The sequence below is a fragment of the Pseudomonas tolaasii NCPPB 2192 genome (assembly GCF_002813445.1).
Classification (GTDB): domain Bacteria; phylum Pseudomonadota; class Gammaproteobacteria; order Pseudomonadales; family Pseudomonadaceae; genus Aquipseudomonas; species Aquipseudomonas tolaasii.
Map to the genome: position 1 here is coordinate 2,649,826 of NZ_PHHD01000001.1, position 16,658 is coordinate 2,666,483.

Below are 16,658 nucleotides of genomic sequence, written 5' to 3' on the forward strand. Positions count from 1 at the left end.
TCCTGATCGCCAAGGGCTGCGACCTTCACTTTGTAAGTTCACTTGAGTTGTGTAAGCCATTAAACCTTTGGGTTGCCGTCGGGGGCTTTGTTTAGAAATTCATCAAACATCTGCTTGCTAGCGTTTAATCGTTGTTGCTCTGCTGCTGATATGCGGCGGTACAGAGGCGAAGGCTCATGTTTTGGGCAGCCTTTGGGTCGGTCGAAGCGACGCAGCCATTGGTTACTGGTTCGCTCGTTGAGGCGCACTTCGCCGGCTACCGAGCCGTAATGCAGCGAGCCAATATTGCTCACCCGCAACGGCTTTAGTACTTCATTGACCATCACATATAACTCAGGGCGCGGGTCAACATCGGCTTTGCCCAGAGCAGGCCAGGCCCCCGCACGAAAAATTGTGCCCCATTCGTAAGGCAAGATGCCTATGCGTACGTCGTTGAGTTGTTCGAGCAAGTCCTCGGTGGTTCCTAATTTGCTTACCCAATGGTGGGCAAGATAGGTGTACCAGTTAAGGTTGCTGTAGCCAGTGCGCCAAGTCTCGTTTGCAATTAAGAGGGTTAAATCAATGCCTCTAAAGTTTTCTAGTAGCTCGTATTCAATATGCTGATAATTTTGTATTTCGTAACTGTTTTGAATGCCTAATCCGGCTGTTCCATGCAGTGGGCGTAAAGTATTGCACATGTCTAGTATTAATTTTTCGAAGTGGACTGTTCCGTTGTTTTTTAATTCTTCTACGGGAAGATAGAATCGTATTGCAAGCCCTTCAATAGCTCGGAGGGAATCCAGAGGTCTCTTACCCGCGCGACTGCAATGGATGTCGGACGTTTCTGTGTTTTTCCAAAAGAAGGACACTCAAGTCGAACGCAGCCTATTTCCATGCTGGTCAATGTGATCGGCTATAGTGGCCGTCGACTCTGGAGAGGAAGATTTCGCGTGCGAATAGCGCTTTTATTGTCGGCATTCCTGCTATGCCTGAGTGCCCAAGCCGCGCCGGTAGACGTGGCCAGCCTCGACCGTGGTACCTGGCCCGAAAAACTCAGCAGCCCCGCGTTGTTCGACGTCGCCTCACGCGCCGAAATCCTGATGTTCGCTCACAGCTTGATCGCCAGCGAAGCCCAGGACGAAACCGCACTCAAACAACGCCTTGGCCTGAAAATCATCAACCTGGCCGCCATCGACGACCTGCGCCGCCAACTCTGGCAACGCCTGCTGGAAAACTATACCCACGCCGAGCAAAGCTGCGAGGAAGACGCGTCGTTCTGCTACCTGGTGGAGAGCATGGATGACCTGCGCGAGCAGGCCGGTAAATTCGAGGTCAGCGACAACTCCTTCTATATAGGCTGGGCCGCCCCCAGCCATCACTTTCACGAGCGCTACCTCGATGAACTGCTGCGCAAGGCCGCGCTGTTTCCGCAGATCAGCAGCGAAATCGCCCGCTTCGGCGATCACGAGCGCAATGGTGATGAGCTCAATGACCGGATGTTCCTGCTGACCTTCGACGGCGGCCCGGCGCCTGTCAGCGGCAATACCGATTGGCTCACCGACTACCTGCGCAAACAAAAGATGAATGCCACCTTCTTCGCCCTCGGCAGCAGCCTGCAAAACCGCGTGGAGCGCAGTTCCGCTGCCGACGTGCAGGCGTTGTACCAGGGCCAGTGCGTGGGCATTCAGGGTTGGCAGTACCGCTCCCACAGCCATTGGGTGGACTGGCAAAGCTCAATCACCCGCAGCGCGGCGCTGGCGCAGAACCTGATGCCGGAAAACTACGTGCCGCTGTTTCGCCCGCCCTATGGCCAGCGCCGGGCAGACAGTCAGGGCTTCTTTCAGTCCCAGGGTTTGCAGGTGGCGTTGTGGGACATCGATTCCCAGGACGATCCGGGCATGCTCAAGCCGGATGAGTCGGCGCAGCGCGTGCTGACGCTGATGTTGCTGTGGCGCAAAGGGGTGATTGTGTTCCACGACACCCAGGACAAGGCGCGGGTGGCATTGCCTCTGCTGATGCAGGCGACGGCGCAAAGCGGGCTGGGTTGGCAGGACTGCCGGGAAGCTTTTCGTTAAAAAGGCGAAGTGCCCGGCCCCGTTGGGGATGAGGCGTTTTCGGGGTGATTTTTTGCGACAATTCGATGCAGGCGGACTTCCGACTTTAACGGGGTGGCTGGCACTCGGCTAGTGCTATTCGTCATCCTGAAAAATAAACTTCAAAAAAGCGTCAAAGTGCTTTTTCCTGTCATGGCTTTTGCGGTATTACGAAGTCAGACCGCCGAAACCTGCAGCACAGGTGGCGTCTTCCCAGACTCCTCATGTGGGCATGCACTTGACGTCCCTCAGGTGCATTCGGTGGTCGAATCGAGGCGCAGCACCGCCCAGGTATTGCGTCGACTGGCTCCCACAAAGGTGACCGAGTATGGATGATCATGGACGTAACCCTTCTTCCGACCAGCCAATCCTTTATGTGCTTGATACCAACGTATTGATCCACGATCCAAACGCACTGCTTAACTTCGAAGAACACCACGTCGCCATCCCGATGATCGTGCTTGAGGAGCTCGACAAACTCAAAAGCGGGCACCACAGCGTGGCCGCCGAATGCCGCCAGGCCATCCGCCTGATCGACAAAACCCTGGGTGAAGCCTCACCCGAGGACGTTGAAGTCGGCGTACCGATCCAGCGTGGCAAAAGCGGGCCCAAAGGCTTGCTGTCGATTCTGATGAGCAAGGGCAACGAGCCCAACAGCCTGCTGCCGGAAAATCTGAACGACAACAAAATCATCAACCAATTGATCGACCTGCATGCGCGCGACAAGGACCTGCGCCTGGTGCTGGTGACCAAAGACATCAATATGCGCCTCAAGGCACGAGCATGTGGGATCGCTGCCGAGGACTACAGTACCGACCAGCTTGTCGACGATGTGTCGATGCTGTCCCGTGGTTACCACACGGTGACCGGCTCGTTCTGGGACCTTGTGAGCAAGGTCGAAACCCGTCAGGACCATGGCCGCACCTGGCACCAGGTACAGCTGATCGACAACCTGCCGGCCGTGCACATCAATGAATTCATCATCGACGAACAGGGGTTTGTGGGCTGGATCAAAGAGATCCAGGTCGACAAGCTGCTGATCCTCGATTTGCATCAGGAACCCCTGTTGCACCAGGAAGCCTGGGGCCTGAAACCGCGTGACATCTACCAGAGCCTGGCGCTGTATGCGCTGCTCGACCCGGACATTCACCTGGTCAACCTGACCGGCGCTGCCGGCTCGGGGAAAACCATCCTCGCCCTGGCGGCTGCCATCGAGCAGACCATGGTGACCAAACGCTATCGCCGTATTATCGCCACCCGCAGCGTGCAGGGCCTGGACCAGGAAATCGGTTTCCTGCCCGGCACCGAAGCGGAAAAAATGGAGCCGTGGCTGGGGGCGATTACCGACAACCTCGAAGCCTTGCACATGGATGACGAAAACACCCATGGCAGCGTCGATTACATCCTCAGCAAAGTGCCGTTGCAGTTCAAATCCCTCAACTACATTCGGGGTCGCAGTTTCCAGCAAAGCCTGATTTTGATCGATGAATGCCAGAACCTCACGCCGCACCAGATGAAAACCATCATCACCCGTGCCGGCGCCGGTTCCAAAGTGGTGTGCCTGGGCAACCTGGCACAGATCGACACCCCTTACCTGTCCGCGACCAGCTCCGGGCTGACTTACCTGACGGAACGTTTCAAAGACTTCCCGAACGGCGTGCACATCGCGCTGCAAGGGGTACCTCGTTCGATTCTGGCTGAATACGCCGAGTCCCATCTGTAAACACGTCATGTCGTAGTTAGTGGCTAAATGCCACGAACCACCCCGGATTTTTCACGAAATCCGGGGTTTTTGTTGTGGGCGACATTTGCCTTCGATAACGCGCCGTGGGTGCTTGTGGGCTTTGTATTTATTTTGTTACATTTTTTTATCGCCGAACATAATAAGAACACTGCGTAACCCCGTCGAAACACCACCTCTTTGATTCGACGACAGGTTGAAAACCCTTTTGGGTTTTCGCTGTGACCCTGCCTATTACAAAAAGCCCGATACATCGCTCATTGACGAAGCACTTATCCAAAGGGAAAGGAAGAATGGACGTAGCAGGTAATGGCTTCACTTTGTCTGAAAAACGCAAACGCGCTTCTCGCTCCAAACCGATACCGCTCACCCCCATCGCACTCGGCCTGGCGTTATGGCTGGGCCAGGGCTCCATGGCCCGGGCAGATGACCCTAACCCCTACACCCCGCAGGTGCTGGAATCGGCGTTCAGGAAAGCGGTTGCCTCCTTTGGCCCCAATACCGACGTGTACAAAAACCTGCGGTTTGCCTACGCGGATATCGTCGATCTGGCGGCCAGGGATTTCGCCGCGCAGTCCGGCAAATTCGATTCGGCCCTCAAGCAAAACTACGAGCTGCAACCGGAAAACCTCACCATCGGCGCCATGCTGGGTGACACCAAACGCCCGCTGGACTATGCCTCGCGCCTGGATTACTACCGCAGCCGGCTGTTCAGCAACAGTGGCCGCTACACCACCAATATTCTGGATTTCTCCAAGGCGATCATCGCCAACCTGCCGGCGGCCAAGCCCTACACCTATGTGGAGCCGGGGGTGAGCAGCAACCTGAACGCGCAGTTGCAGGCGGGGCAATCCTGGGCCGCCGCCACCCGCGACTGGAGTGCCAACGCACAAACCTGGAAAACCCCGGAGGCTCAGGTCAACTCCGGCCTGGACCGCACCAACGCGTATTACGCCTATGCCTTGGGCATGACAGGCAAGGGCGTGAATGTGGGTGTGCTCGACTCGGGCATCCTCACCGAACACTTCGAGTTCCAGGGCAAGAACGCCCAGGGCCAGAACCGTGTACAGGCAGTGACGTCCACCGGCGAGTACTACGCCACCCACCCGCGCTACATCCATGACACGCCGGACGGCGAGTTCCAGAAGGGTGAGCATTTCAGCATTTCCGGCGAATACGACCCCGCCATCAACGACGGCCACGGTACGGAAATGTCCGGCGTGCTGGGCGCCAGCCGCAACGGCACCGGCATGCACGGCATTGCGTTTGACGCGAATATTTTCGTGGCCAATACCGGCGGTACCGACGACAACCGCTTTCAGGGCTCCAATGACCTGGACTACAACGCCTTCATGGCCAGCTACAACGCGCTGGCGGCGAAGAATGTGTCGATCGTCAACCAGAGTTGGGGGCAGAACTCACGCAATGACGTGGAAAACCATTTCGGCAATGTCGGCGACAGCGCCGCCGACAACCTGCGCGACATGACCGCTGCCTATCGCCCGTTCTGGGAAAAGGCCCACGCCGGGCAGAAAACCTGGATGGACGCGATGGCCGACGCCGCGCGGCAAAACAGCTTCATCCAGATTATTTCCGCCGGCAACGACAGCCACGGCGCGAACCCGGACACCAACGCCAACCTGCCGTTTTTCAAGCCGGACATCGAAAGCAAATTCCTTTCGATCACCGGTTATGACGAAACCAGCGCACAGGTCTACAACCGTTGCGGCACCTCGAAATGGTGGTGTGTGATGGGCGTTTCGGGCATTCCGTCCACCGGGCCGGAGGGTGAAATCATTCCGAATGCCAACGGCACATCGGCGGCTGCGCCCAGCGTCTCCGGGGCCCTGGCGCTGGTGATTCAGCGTTTCCCCTACATGACTGCCAGCCAGGCACGGGACGTGTTGCTGACCACGTCCAGCCTGCAAGCGCCGGACGGCCCGGACACGCCGGTCGGCAGCCTGACCGGTGGCCGCACGTACGACAATTTGCAGCCCGTACACGATGCCGCCCCGGGTACCCCGCAAGTGCCGGGTGTGGTCAGTGGCTGGGGCCTGCCCAACCTGCAAAAAGCCATGCAAGGGCCGGGGCAATTCCTCGGTTCGATGGCGGTGGCGCTGCCAGGTGGTACCCGGGATATCTGGGCCAACTCGATTTCCGATGAGGCCATTCGCGCCCGGCGCGTGGAAGACGCTGCGGAACAGGCCACCTGGGCGGCGACCAAGCAGCAGAAAGGCTGGCTCAACGGCCTGCCGGCCGGCGCCTCGGCGGATGACCAGTTCGAATACGAAATCGGCCATGCCCGGGAGCAGGCGACCTTGACGCGCGGCCAGGACTTGCTGACCGGCAGCACTTACGTCGGCAGCCTCGCCAAGTCCGGCGACGGCGAGCTGGTGCTGGAAGGGCAGAACACCTATTCGGGCAGCACCTGGGTGCGTGGCGGCAAGCTGTCGGTGGATGGCAGCCTAACTTCCGCGGTGACGGTGGACGGCAGTGCCGTGGGCGTGCGCGATTCCGGTAACGGCGTGGTGACCACGCTGGGCGGCACGCTGGCCGGCAACGGCTCGGTGGGCGTGCTCACCGTCAACAACGGTGGCCGTGTGGCGCCGGGGCATTCGATCGGCACGTTGCACACCGGCAACGTGACGTTCAACCCCGGCTCGGTGTACGCGGTCGAAGTCGGCCCCAACGGGCGCAGCGATCAGATCCAGAGCAGCGGCGTCGCCACGCTTAACGGCGGTGTGGTGACCGTGTCCCTGGAAAACAGCCCCAACCTGTTGTCCGCCAGCGAAGCGCGCAGCCTGGTCGGCCAGCAATTCAGCATCCTCAGCGCCGCCCAGGGCATCAACGGGCAGTTCGCGGCGATTTCGCCCAACTACCTGTTCATCGGTGCGCAGCTCAGCTATCAGCCGAACCAGTTGACGTTGGCGGTGGAACGCAACCAAACGAGCTTCGCCAGCATCGCGCAAACCCGCAACGAGCGGGCTGCGGCGACGGCAATCGAAGCGTTGGGCACGGGCAGTCCGGTGTATGAAAGCCTGCTGGCCTCAGACTCGGCCGCGCAGGCGCAGGCGGCGTTCAAGCAGCTTTCGGGGCAATTGCACTCGGACGTGGCGGCGGCGCAAATGGCCGACAGCCGTTACATCCGTGAGGCGGTCAACAGCCGCTTGCAGCAGGCCCAGTCGCTGGATTCCAGTGCGCAGATCGACACCCGCGATAACGGTGGCTGGGTGCAGTTGCTCGGCGGTCGCAATAACGTCAGCGGTGACAGCAATGCCAGCGGCTATTCCTCGTCCACCAGCGGCGTGTTGCTGGGGCTGGATACGGAAGTGGGCGACGGCTGGCGTGTGGGCGCGGCCACCGGTTACACCCAGAGCCACCTCAATGGCGAATCGGCTTCGGCGGACAGCGACAACTATCACCTGTCGGTGTATGGCGGTAAACGCTTCGACGCGATTGCCCTGCGGTTGGGCGGCGCCACCACCTGGCACCGTATCGACAGCTCGCGGCGCGTGGCTTATGCCAACCAATCGGATTACGACAAGGCCGACTACAACGCCCGCACCGACCAGGTATTTGCCGAAATCGGCTACACCCAGTGGAACCTGTTCGAACCCTTCGCCAACCTGACGTACTTGAACCATCAGAGCGATTCGTTCAAGGAAAAAGGCGGTGCCGCCGCCCTGCATGCCAGCAAGCAAAGCCAGGACGCCACGCTCTCGACCCTGGGCCTGCGCGCGCACACCCAGGTGCCGATCAGCGCGACGTCAGCGGTGACCCTGCGTGGTGAATTGGGCTGGGAGCATCAGTTTGGCGACACCGACCGTGAAGCCTCGCTGAAGTTTGCCGGCAGTGACAATGCCTTTGCCGTCAACAGCGTGCCCGTGGCCCGGGATGGCGCGGTGATCAAGGCCAGTGCGGAAATGGCCTTGACTCGGGACACCCTGGTGTCCTTGAGCTACAGCGGCGTGCTGTCGAACCGGGGCAACAACAACGGGATCAATGCCGGATTTACTTTCCGCTTCTGAGAACTGTTGTTGATTACTTGTGGCGAGGGAGCTTGCTCCCGCCGGGTCGCGAAACGGCCCCGGCTCTTGAGGCGGGGACTGCTGCGCAGTCCAGCGAGAGCAAGCTCCCTCACCACATTGACAGTGTTTTCTCTCGACGGGCTCATGGGATAAACAGCCCTGCGCAAATTTGACTCACGGGTTTACAATTGCCGCTCCTGATCAGGAGTATCCCTGTGCTGACTCATCTCGATTCCCAAGGCCGTGCCCACATGGTCGACGTCACCGACAAAGCCGTGACGTTCCGTGAGGCCGTGGCCGAAGCGCGGGTGCGCATGCTGCCCGAGACCCTGAAAATGATTGTCGATGGCGCCCACCCCAAGGGCGACGTGTTTGCCGTGGCCCGCATTGCCGGAATCCAGGCCGCCAAAAAAACCAGTGATTTGATCCCCTTGTGCCACCCGCTGATGCTCACCGGCGTCAAAGTCGAACTGCGCGCCGAGGGCGTGGACGCGGTGCATATCCTCGCGCGCTGCAAACTCAGCGGCCAGACCGGCGTGGAAATGGAAGCGCTGACCGCCGCCAGCGTGGCGGCCCTGACGATCTATGACATGTGCAAGGCCGTGGACCGCGGCATGACCATCGAACACATTCGACTGCTGGAAAAACTCGGCGGCAAGAGCGGGCACTTCAAGGCGGACCAGGCATGAGCATCAACGTATTGTTTTTCGCGCGCTACGCCGAAGCGGTGGGTTTTGATTCGCTGGAGATGGAAGGCGAGTTCGCCACCGTCGAGGCGGTGCGCCAGGCGCTGGCCGGCGACCCTGAGTTTGCGGTGCTCAACGAAACCAGCCTGATGTGCGCGCGCAATGAGGAATTGTGCAGCCTCGATGAGCCGGTGCAGGCGGGCGACGAAGTGGCGTTCTTCCCGCCCGTGACCGGAGGCTGACGATGGCCATTCGGGTGCAGGCCCAGGCGTTTGATCCGGGCGTTGAGCTCAATGCCATGCACGCGGCCAATGTGGGCGTGGGCGCGGTGGTGAGTTTTGTCGGCTATGTGCGCGACTTCAATGACGGCCGCGACGTGTCGGGGATGTTCCTGGAGCACTACCCCGGCATGACCGAAAAGGCCCTGGCCAAAATTGCTGTCGAAGCCGGGCAGCGCTGGCCGCTGCTCAAGCTGGAGGTGCTGCACCGCATCGGCGCGCTGGAGCCGGGCGAGCCGATCGTGTTTGTCGGCGCCGCCAGTGCCCATCGCCAGGCGGCGTTTGATGCCTGTGCCTTTGTGATGGACTACCTGAAAACCCGCGCGCCGTTCTGGAAAAAGGAAAACACCCCCGAAGGCCCGCGCTGGGTGGAAGGGCGCAGCAGCGATCATGCCGCGGCGGATCGCTGGAAGTAATCACTGAGGCTGGCGGGGCGGCCAATGTGGGCTTTGTGGGAGCTGGCTTGCCTGCGATAGCATCACTGCGGTGCAACAGACACACCGAGGTGCTTGCATCGCAGGCAAGCCAGCTCCCACACAAGCCAGCTCCCACCTTTGATCTGCTGCGGTTTAGAGAGCAGGCTGATTCAGCCTTGCGGGCGACAGCATTGCCTCGGTCAGTCCCACAGCGATCAGCGCCTCCGGTAACGGCTCGCCGCGCACCAGCGCCGCGCTGGCCTGGCCCATGGCGGGCGAGGTCTGGATACCGTAGCCGCCCTGGGCCGCCACCCAGAAAAACCCTTCCACTTGCGGGTCGAACCCGCACACCAGGTCCCCATCACTGACAAAACTGCGCAGCCCCGCCCAGGTTCGCGTCGGGCGGCGGATGGTCAAGGTGGTGGCTTCTTCGATGTGGTAGATGCCCATGGCGATGTCCAGCTCTTCGGGCTGCACGTCGTGGGGCTCTACCGGATCGGCGTTGGCCGGCGAGCCGAGAAACATGCCCGCATCCGGCTTCATGTAAAAAGAACCATCCAGCGCCGCCAACTCGGGCCAGGCCTGAATATCCACCCCCGCAGGCGGCGCGAAGGTGAAGGCGCTGCGGCGTTTGGGTTGCAGGCCGATCTTCTGCACACCCGCCAGCTCGGCGATGGTATCGGCCCATGCACCGGCGGCGTTGATCACCACGGGCGTACTGAAATGTTGTTGCGGGGTGCGCACCTGCCATAAGCCTTGGGCGTCACGGCTCAATTGCTGCACTTCGCTGTCGGTGTGGACCTCGCCGCCATTGCGCCGAATACCGCGCAGGTAACCCTGATACAGCGCGTCGGTGTCGATGTCGCACACGGTCGGGTCGCAGAAGGCACCGTGGACCTTCTCCGGGCGCAGGATCGGCATCATGTTCATGGCGTCTTCGGCGTCCAGCAGGCGGGTTTGCGGCACCACTGCCTTGGCTTTCAGGAACTGGCGTTGCAGTTCTACCGGGTCGCCGATCAGGTCCACCACGATTTCGCCGCGGGGTGTCAGCAAGGGATGCTCGGTGAAACCGGCAGGCGGGTGGTCGAAGAAGGCGCGGCTGCCCAGGGTCAGGGCGCGTACCTGCGGTGTGCCGTAGGCGGCGATGTAAAGCGCGGCGGAGCGACCGGTGGAGTGGTAGCCCGGCATGGATTCGCGCTCCAGCACAATGACCCGTGCGTGTTGCGACAGCCAGAAGCCGGCGGACGCCCCGGCAATGCCGCCGCCGATGATGAGGTAGTCGGCGTGGTTCATGGTTCCTCCTGGAAATTGAATACGCTGAAACAACTGTGGGAGCGGCATATGTGGGAGCTGGCTTGCCTGCGATAGCATCACTGTGGTGTGACTGACACACCGAGGTGATTGCATCGCAGGCAAGCCAGCTCCCACACAAGCCCGCTCCCACATTTTGATCGCATTAGAGCCGTTAAGGGCGCTTGCGCTCCACAGCCCGCAACAGGTGCGTCGGCGGCGTTTCGCAGCTGATCTTGCGGCCCAGCAGCGCTTCGATCGACGGCAACTGGTACGAGTCATCTTCGCCGGCAAAGCTGATCGACACACCGGCCGCGCCTGCACGGCCGGTACGGCCGATGCGGTGCACGTAATCGTCCGGTACTTCCGGCAGGGTGAAGTTGATCACGTGGCTGATACCGTCGATGTGAATGCCGCGCCCGGCCACGTCGGTGGCCACCAGCACGCGAATCTTGCCCTCGCGGAAACCTTCCAGGGTCTTGATGCGTTTGTGCTGCGGCACATCGCCTGACAGCTGCGCAGCGTTGACGCCATCGCGCACCAGGCGTTCTTCGATGCGCCGCACTTCGTCCTTGCGGTTGGCGAACACCATCACGCGCTCCCAGCCGTTGTCGTTGACCAGGTTGTAGAGCAGCTTGTATTTGTCGGCACCGGCCACGGCGTAGATGTGTTGCTCGACGTTTTCGCTGGCCACGTTTTCCGCTTCGATCTCGACGATGGACGGGTCGGTGGTCCATTGCTTGGCCAGGTTCATCACGTCATCGGTGAAGGTGGCGGAGAACAGCAGGGTCTGGCGCTCGGATTTCGGCGGGGTCTGGCGAATGATCTGACGCACTTGCGGGATGAAGCCCATGTCGAGCATGCGGTCGGCTTCGTCCAGCACCATCACTTCGACCATGTCCAGGTGCACGTCGCCGCGCTGGTTGAAGTCCAGCAGGCGGCCCGGGGTGGCGACCAGAATGTCGCAATGGCGGGCTTCGAGGTGCTTGAGTTGCTTGTCGAAGTCCATGCCGCCCACGAACGTCATCACGTTGAGGCCGGTGTACTTGGTCAGGTCGGCCGCGTCCTTGGCGATCTGCACCACCAGTTCGCGGGTTGGCGCGATGATCAGTGCGCGCGGCTCGCCCATGTAGCGTTCCTTGGGCGGTGGCGTTTGCAGCAACTGGGTGATGATCGAGATCAGGAAGGCGGCGGTTTTGCCGGTGCCGGTCTGAGCGCGGCCGATGGCGTCTTTGCCGGCGAGGGTGAAGCCCAATACCTGCGCCTGAATCGGCGTGCAATACGGGAAGCCCAGGTCCTGGATGGCGTGCATCAGTTCCGGAGCGAGCTTGAAGTCATGGAAGCGGGTTTTGCCTTCCTGGGGCTCGACGACGAAGTCTTCGAGCTTCCATGGGATCACCGGCGGCTTTGGCGCGCGCTCGCGGCGAGCCGCTTTGGGCGCGGGTGCCACGACAGGAGCGGCGGCAACCCCGGCGGTTTTCGGCTCTGGCGGTGTCACCGGCGGCTTTTTCGCAGAAGCGACAGGTGCGGTCCGGTCGGACTGTTTAGCGTCATTGCGGCTGCCGGGCGTGGGGACAGGAGCAGTGGCAACAGGCGCGAGCGGCTCAGCCTCGCTTTTGCCGAACATCTTCTTAAGTGCTTTGAGCACGGTGATCTCATTAATTGGTTAAGGAATGTACGCCGGCCAGTGTAATGCAAGAATCGGGCGCGGCGTAGTGCGTCTGTCATGTGGCTACATAATGTGTGGTTTTCAGCCCAGGCGAGCGGTCAACCAGGCACCGATATCGCGTATCTCCTCGGGTAACACTTCGTGGCCCATTGGGTACTCCTGCCATGTCACGGTGACACCACGGGTCTTCAAATGCTCATAGGCGCTGCGGCCCATGGCGTTCTGGACCACTTCGTCGTACTGGCCGTGCAGGCACAGCGTCGGAATGCGCTGCTGGCTGGCGGACAACTCCAGTTCATCACTGAAGGTGGGCGCGTAAGTGGAGAGGGCGATCACGCCACCCAGCGGGCCTTCCCAGTTCACAAAAGCGGTGTGGTAGACCACGGCGCCCCCTTGGGAAAAGCCGGCGAGGAAAATTCGCGAAGCGTCTATTCCGGTTCTCTTCTGGTCTTCGATCAAATCCATGACGGTTTTGGCCGAGGTTTCCAACTCTTCCAGGCTGATGGAGCGCGCCGGGCTCATGGCCTTGATGTCGTACCAACTGGGCATCTCATAGCCGCCGTTGATGGTCACCGGGCGGGTCGGCGCCTGGGGCAAAACAAAGCGCGTACTCAGCAGGCTTTCCTGCAGCGCTTCGGCTACCGGCAAAAAGTCGTAGCGATCGGCACCCAGGCCATGCAACCAGATAACGCAGGCGTCTGCGGGCTTGGCGGGCTGAAGAATCAAGGGTTCGGTCATGTCTGCTCCATATATGTGCGTGCGCTCCGAATGGGTGCGTCGGAACGGTGCGCGACAGGTTGATCTGTTAAGAGAATGTCGCAAGGTTGAATCTTTTTCTATTGACCGAGTGCTGAAGCGACTCCGCCAGCACTCTGGTACGGGGCTTGCTATGTGTAGGTCGATGTCAGAACTATCTCGGGACGGTAACACTATCAGTGACTGCCGCTTGTGGGATAGCAACTGGAATTATTGCGAAAACCCCATGCCGCTTGACCTAAAAAAAGCCAACACAGGTCGATATCGCCTCATAAGGGTGCGCTGGGGTTCTAGCTCCGACACAACAAGAGCAAAACTGGAGGTTTGAATGAAGGTATTGAAATCCACCCTGGCCATCGTGTGTGCGGCGGCTGTACTGGGTGTCAGCGGTTTCGCCCAAGCCGGCGCCACCCTGGACGCCGTGCAGAAGAAAGGCTTTGTGCAATGTGGCGTGAGTGACGGCCTGCCGGGTTTCTCGGTGCCGGATGCCAGCGGCAAGATCCTGGGGATCGACGCTGACGTGTGCCGCGCTGTGGCCGCTGCCGTTTTCGGCGACGCTACCAAGGTCAAATTCAGCCAGTTGAATGCCAAGGAGCGTTTCACCGCGCTTCAGTCCGGCGAAGTCGACATTCTGTCGCGTAACACCACCATGACCAGCTCCCGCGATGCGGGCATGGGCCTGAAATTCCCGGGCTTCATCACTTACTACGATGGCATCGGCTTCCTGGTGAACAACAAGCTGGGTGTTAAAAGTGCCAAGGAACTGGACGGTGCAACCATCTGCATCCAGGCCGGTACCACTACCGAGCTGAACGTTTCCGACTACTTCCGCGCCAACAACCTCAAGTACACCCCGATCACCTTCGACACCTCCGACGAAAGCGCCAAGTCGCTGGAATCGGGCCGTTGCGACGTGCTGACATCCGACAAGTCCCAGCTGTTCGCCCAGCGCAGCAAGCTGGCTTCGCCGAAGGACTACGTGGTGCTGCCGGAAACCATCTCCAAAGAACCTCTGGGCCCGGTCGTGCGTAACGGCGACGACGAGTGGCTGGCCATCGTGCGCTGGGTTGGCTACGCCATGCTCAACGCTGAAGAGGCCGGCATCACCTCCAAAAACGTTGAAGCTGAAGCCAAGTCCACCAAGAACCCGGACGTTGCCCGTCTGCTCGGTGCTGACGGCGAATACGGCAAAGATCTGAAAGTGAAGAAAGACTGGGTCGTGCAGATCGTCAAGCAAGTCGGTAACTACGGTGAAATGTTCGAGCGCAACCTGGGCAAGAGCACGCCGCTGGAAATCGACCGTGGCCTGAACGCGCTGTGGAACAACGGCGGCATTCAATACGCACCGCCTGTGCGCTGATCGCTGATGGTTCTGTCACCCGGTGGGCCAACCACCGGGTGATGTTCTGTTCCATTCTTTCCGGGGCACTTCATGCAAAATCAAATCGGCGCACCAAAGCAGAAGCTCAGCTTCAGCGATCCCAAAGTGCGTGCGTGGCTCTTCCAGATCATCACGATTGTGGCGGTGGTCTCGCTGGGCTGGTACCTCTTCAACAATACCCAGACCAACCTGCAACACCGGGGCATTACCTCGGGTTTCGACTTTCTTGAGCGCAGTGCCGGCTTCGGCATCGCGCAGCACCTGATCGACTACACCGAATCGGACAGCTATGCCCGCGTCTTCGTGATCGGGCTGCTCAACACCTTGCTGGTGACCGTGATCGGCGTGGTCCTGGCCACCCTGCTCGGTTTCATCATCGGCGTGGCGCGCCTGTCGCCGAACTGGATGATCAACAAGCTGGCAACCGTGTATGTGGAGGTGTTCCGCAACATTCCGCCGCTGCTGCAAATCCTGTTCTGGTACTTCGCGGTGTTCCTGACCATGCCGGGGCCGCGCAACAGCCACAACTTCGGCGATACGTTCTTTGTCAGCAGCCGTGGCCTGAACATGCCGGCGGCGTTGATGGCCGACGGCTTCTGGCCGTTTGTGGTGAGCATCGTCGTCGCTGTGGTGGCAATCGTGCTGATGGCGCGTTGGGCCAACAAACGCTTCGAAGCCACCGGCGTTCCGTTCCACAAGTTTTGGGCGGGGCTCGCGCTGCTGGTGGTGATTCCGGCGTTGTGCACGCTGGTTTTCGGCGCGCCTTTGCACTGGGAAATGCCCAAGCTGCAGGGCTTCAACTTCGTCGGCGGCTGGGTGCTCATCCCGGAGCTGCTCGCGCTGACCCTGGCGCTGACCGTTTACACGGCGGCGTTTATCGCTGAAATCGTGCGTTCGGGCATCAAGTCCGTCAGCCACGGCCAGACCGAAGCCGCGCGCTCCCTGGGCCTGCGCCCCGGGCCGACGCTGCGCAAGGTCATCATTCCGCAGGCCCTGCGGGTGATCATTCCGCCGCTGACCAGCCAATACCTGAACCTGGCGAAGAACTCTTCGCTGGCCGCCGGTATCGGTTACCCGGAAATGGTTTCGCTGTTTGCCGGCACGGTGCTCAACCAGACCGGCCAGGCCATCGAAGTCATTGCCATCACCATGAGCGTGTACCTGGCGATCAGCATCAGCATTTCCCTGCTGATGAACTGGTACAACAAGCGCATTGCGCTGATCGAGCGGTGAGGAAACACGCATGAGTACGCATACTTTCAAACCTGATATGCCACCGCCGGGCAAAGTGTTCGGGCCGATGGCATGGATGCGCGCCAACCTGTTCTCCAGTTGGCTCAATACCCTGCTGACCTTGCTGGCGATCTACCTGGTGTACCTGGTGGTGCCGCCGATCCTGCATTGGGCCATCCTCGATGCCAACTGGGTCGGCACTACACGCGCGGACTGCACCAAGGAGGGCGCCTGCTGGGTGTTTATCCAACAGCGCTTCGGGCAGTTCATGTACGGCTACTACCCGGGCGACCTGCGCTGGCGCGTGGACCTGACCGTGTGGCTGGCCATCGTCGGCGTGGCACCGTTGTTCATCTCGCGCTTTCAGCGCAAGGCGATATACGGCCTGAGCTTTCTGGTGATTTACCCGATCGTTGCCTACTGCCTGCTGCACGGTGGTGTGTTCGGCCTGACCAACGTGGCGACCAGCCAATGGGGCGGCCTGATGCTGACCCTGGTGATCGCCACTGTCGGTATCGCGGGCGCCTTGCCGCTGGGCATCGTGCTGGCGCTGGGGCGACGTTCGAACATGCCGGCGATTCGAGTGGTCTGCGTGACCTTCATCGAATTCTGGCGCGGCGTGCCGTTGATCACGGTGCTGTTCATGTCTTCGGTGATGCTGCCGTTGTTCCTGCCCGAAGGCATGAACTTCGACAAGCTGCTGCGGGCGCTGATCGGCGTGATCCTGTTCCAGTCGGCCTACGTGGCCGAAGTGGTGCGCGGCGGTCTGCAGGCCATTCCCAAGGGGCAGTACGAAGCCGCCGCCGCGATGGGCCTGGGCTACTGGCGCAGCATGGGCCTGGTGATTCTGCCGCAAGCCCTCAAGTTGGTGATCCCGGGCATCGTCAACACGTTTATTGCGCTGTTCAAGGACACGAGCCTGGTGATCATCATCGGCTTGTTCGACCTGCTCAACAGCGTCAAGCAAGCGGCTGCCGACCCGAAATGGCTGGGCATGGCCACCGAAGGCTACGTGTTCGCCGCCCTGGTGTTCTGGATTTTCTGTTTTGGTATGTCGCGCTATTCCATGCATCTGGAACGCAAGCTCGACACAGGCCACAAGCGTTAG

The 16,658-nt window shown here is 60.4% G+C and carries 13 protein-coding genes; 9 read left to right on the forward strand and 4 right to left on the reverse strand.

All coding sequences use genetic code 11. From position 1 onward, the window contains the following. Nucleotides 1-59: 59 nt before the first annotated feature. The gene (locus ATI14_RS12265; protein ID WP_231124387.1) at nt 60-848 is read right to left on the reverse strand and encodes a type VI immunity family protein; all 789 of its coding nucleotides are present in this window, start codon (nt 846-848) and stop codon (nt 60-62) included. Between the two features lie 81 nt (nt 849-929). On the opposite strand from ATI14_RS12265, the gene ATI14_RS12270 reads away from it, so the two are divergent. The 6 genes from ATI14_RS12270 (at nt 930) to moaE (ending at nt 9,221) form a co-directional block, all read left to right on the forward strand. After that, a complete protein-coding gene (locus tag ATI14_RS12270; protein ID WP_016974556.1) occupies nt 930-2,054 on the forward strand; it encodes a polysaccharide deacetylase family protein in 1,125 nt (374 codons plus the stop codon). Between the two features lie 346 nt (nt 2,055-2,400). Then, nucleotides 2,401-3,795, forward strand: a complete 1,395-nt coding sequence (locus ATI14_RS12275; protein ID WP_016974557.1) for a PhoH family protein — start codon at nt 2,401-2,403, stop codon at nt 3,793-3,795. 311 nt (nt 3,796-4,106) lie between these two features. Beyond that, nucleotides 4,107-7,841, forward strand: a complete 3,735-nt coding sequence (locus ATI14_RS12280; protein ID WP_016974558.1) for an autotransporter domain-containing protein — start codon at nt 4,107-4,109, stop codon at nt 7,839-7,841. Nucleotides 7,842-8,056: 215 nt separating this feature from the next. Further along, nucleotides 8,057-8,530, forward strand: a complete 474-nt coding sequence (gene moaC, locus ATI14_RS12285) for a cyclic pyranopterin monophosphate synthase MoaC (RefSeq protein WP_016974559.1) — start codon at nt 8,057-8,059, stop codon at nt 8,528-8,530. Continuing rightward, complete coding sequence (gene moaD, locus ATI14_RS12290; RefSeq protein WP_016974560.1) at nt 8,527-8,769, forward strand: molybdopterin converting factor subunit 1; 243 nt, start codon at nt 8,527-8,529, stop codon at nt 8,767-8,769. The genes moaC and moaD overlap by 4 nt, the downstream gene beginning before the upstream one ends. A gap of 2 nt (nt 8,770-8,771) precedes the next feature. After that, on the forward strand, nt 8,772-9,221 hold the full coding sequence (gene moaE, locus ATI14_RS12295) for a molybdopterin synthase catalytic subunit MoaE (protein WP_016974561.1): 450 nt from the start codon (nt 8,772-8,774) through the stop codon (nt 9,219-9,221). A gap of 153 nt (nt 9,222-9,374) precedes the next feature. Here the strand turns inward: moaE and ATI14_RS12300 are convergent, their stop codons facing one another. From ATI14_RS12300 to ATI14_RS12310, 3 genes are all read right to left on the reverse strand, one after another. Continuing rightward, complete coding sequence (locus tag ATI14_RS12300) at nt 9,375-10,514, reverse strand: NAD(P)/FAD-dependent oxidoreductase (RefSeq protein WP_016974562.1); 1,140 nt, start codon at nt 10,512-10,514, stop codon at nt 9,375-9,377. Between the two features lie 172 nt (nt 10,515-10,686). After that, entirely contained in the window at nt 10,687-12,165 is a 1,479-nt protein-coding gene (gene rhlB, locus ATI14_RS12305) for an ATP-dependent RNA helicase RhlB (protein ID WP_032805918.1), read from the reverse strand. A gap of 96 nt (nt 12,166-12,261) precedes the next feature. Further along, nucleotides 12,262-12,918, reverse strand: a complete 657-nt coding sequence (locus ATI14_RS12310; protein WP_016974564.1) for an alpha/beta hydrolase — start codon at nt 12,916-12,918, stop codon at nt 12,262-12,264. Between the two features lie 346 nt (nt 12,919-13,264). Here ATI14_RS12310 and ATI14_RS12315 point away from each other — a divergent pair, with 346 nt between their 5' ends. The 3 genes from ATI14_RS12315 to ATI14_RS12325 all read left to right on the forward strand — a co-directional run bounded on the left by ATI14_RS12315 (nt 13,265) and on the right by ATI14_RS12325 (nt 16,658). After that, nucleotides 13,265-14,296, forward strand: coding sequence for an amino acid ABC transporter substrate-binding protein (locus tag ATI14_RS12315; protein ID WP_016974565.1), 1,032 nt, complete (start codon nt 13,265-13,267; stop codon nt 14,294-14,296). A gap of 72 nt (nt 14,297-14,368) precedes the next feature. Continuing rightward, nucleotides 14,369-15,550: an amino acid ABC transporter permease gene (locus ATI14_RS12320; protein WP_016974566.1), complete on the forward strand. Its 1,182-nt coding sequence runs from the start codon at nt 14,369-14,371 to the stop codon at nt 15,548-15,550. 10 nt (nt 15,551-15,560) lie between these two features. Further along, nucleotides 15,561-16,658: an amino acid ABC transporter permease gene (locus tag ATI14_RS12325; protein WP_016974567.1), complete on the forward strand. Its 1,098-nt coding sequence runs from the start codon at nt 15,561-15,563 to the stop codon at nt 16,656-16,658.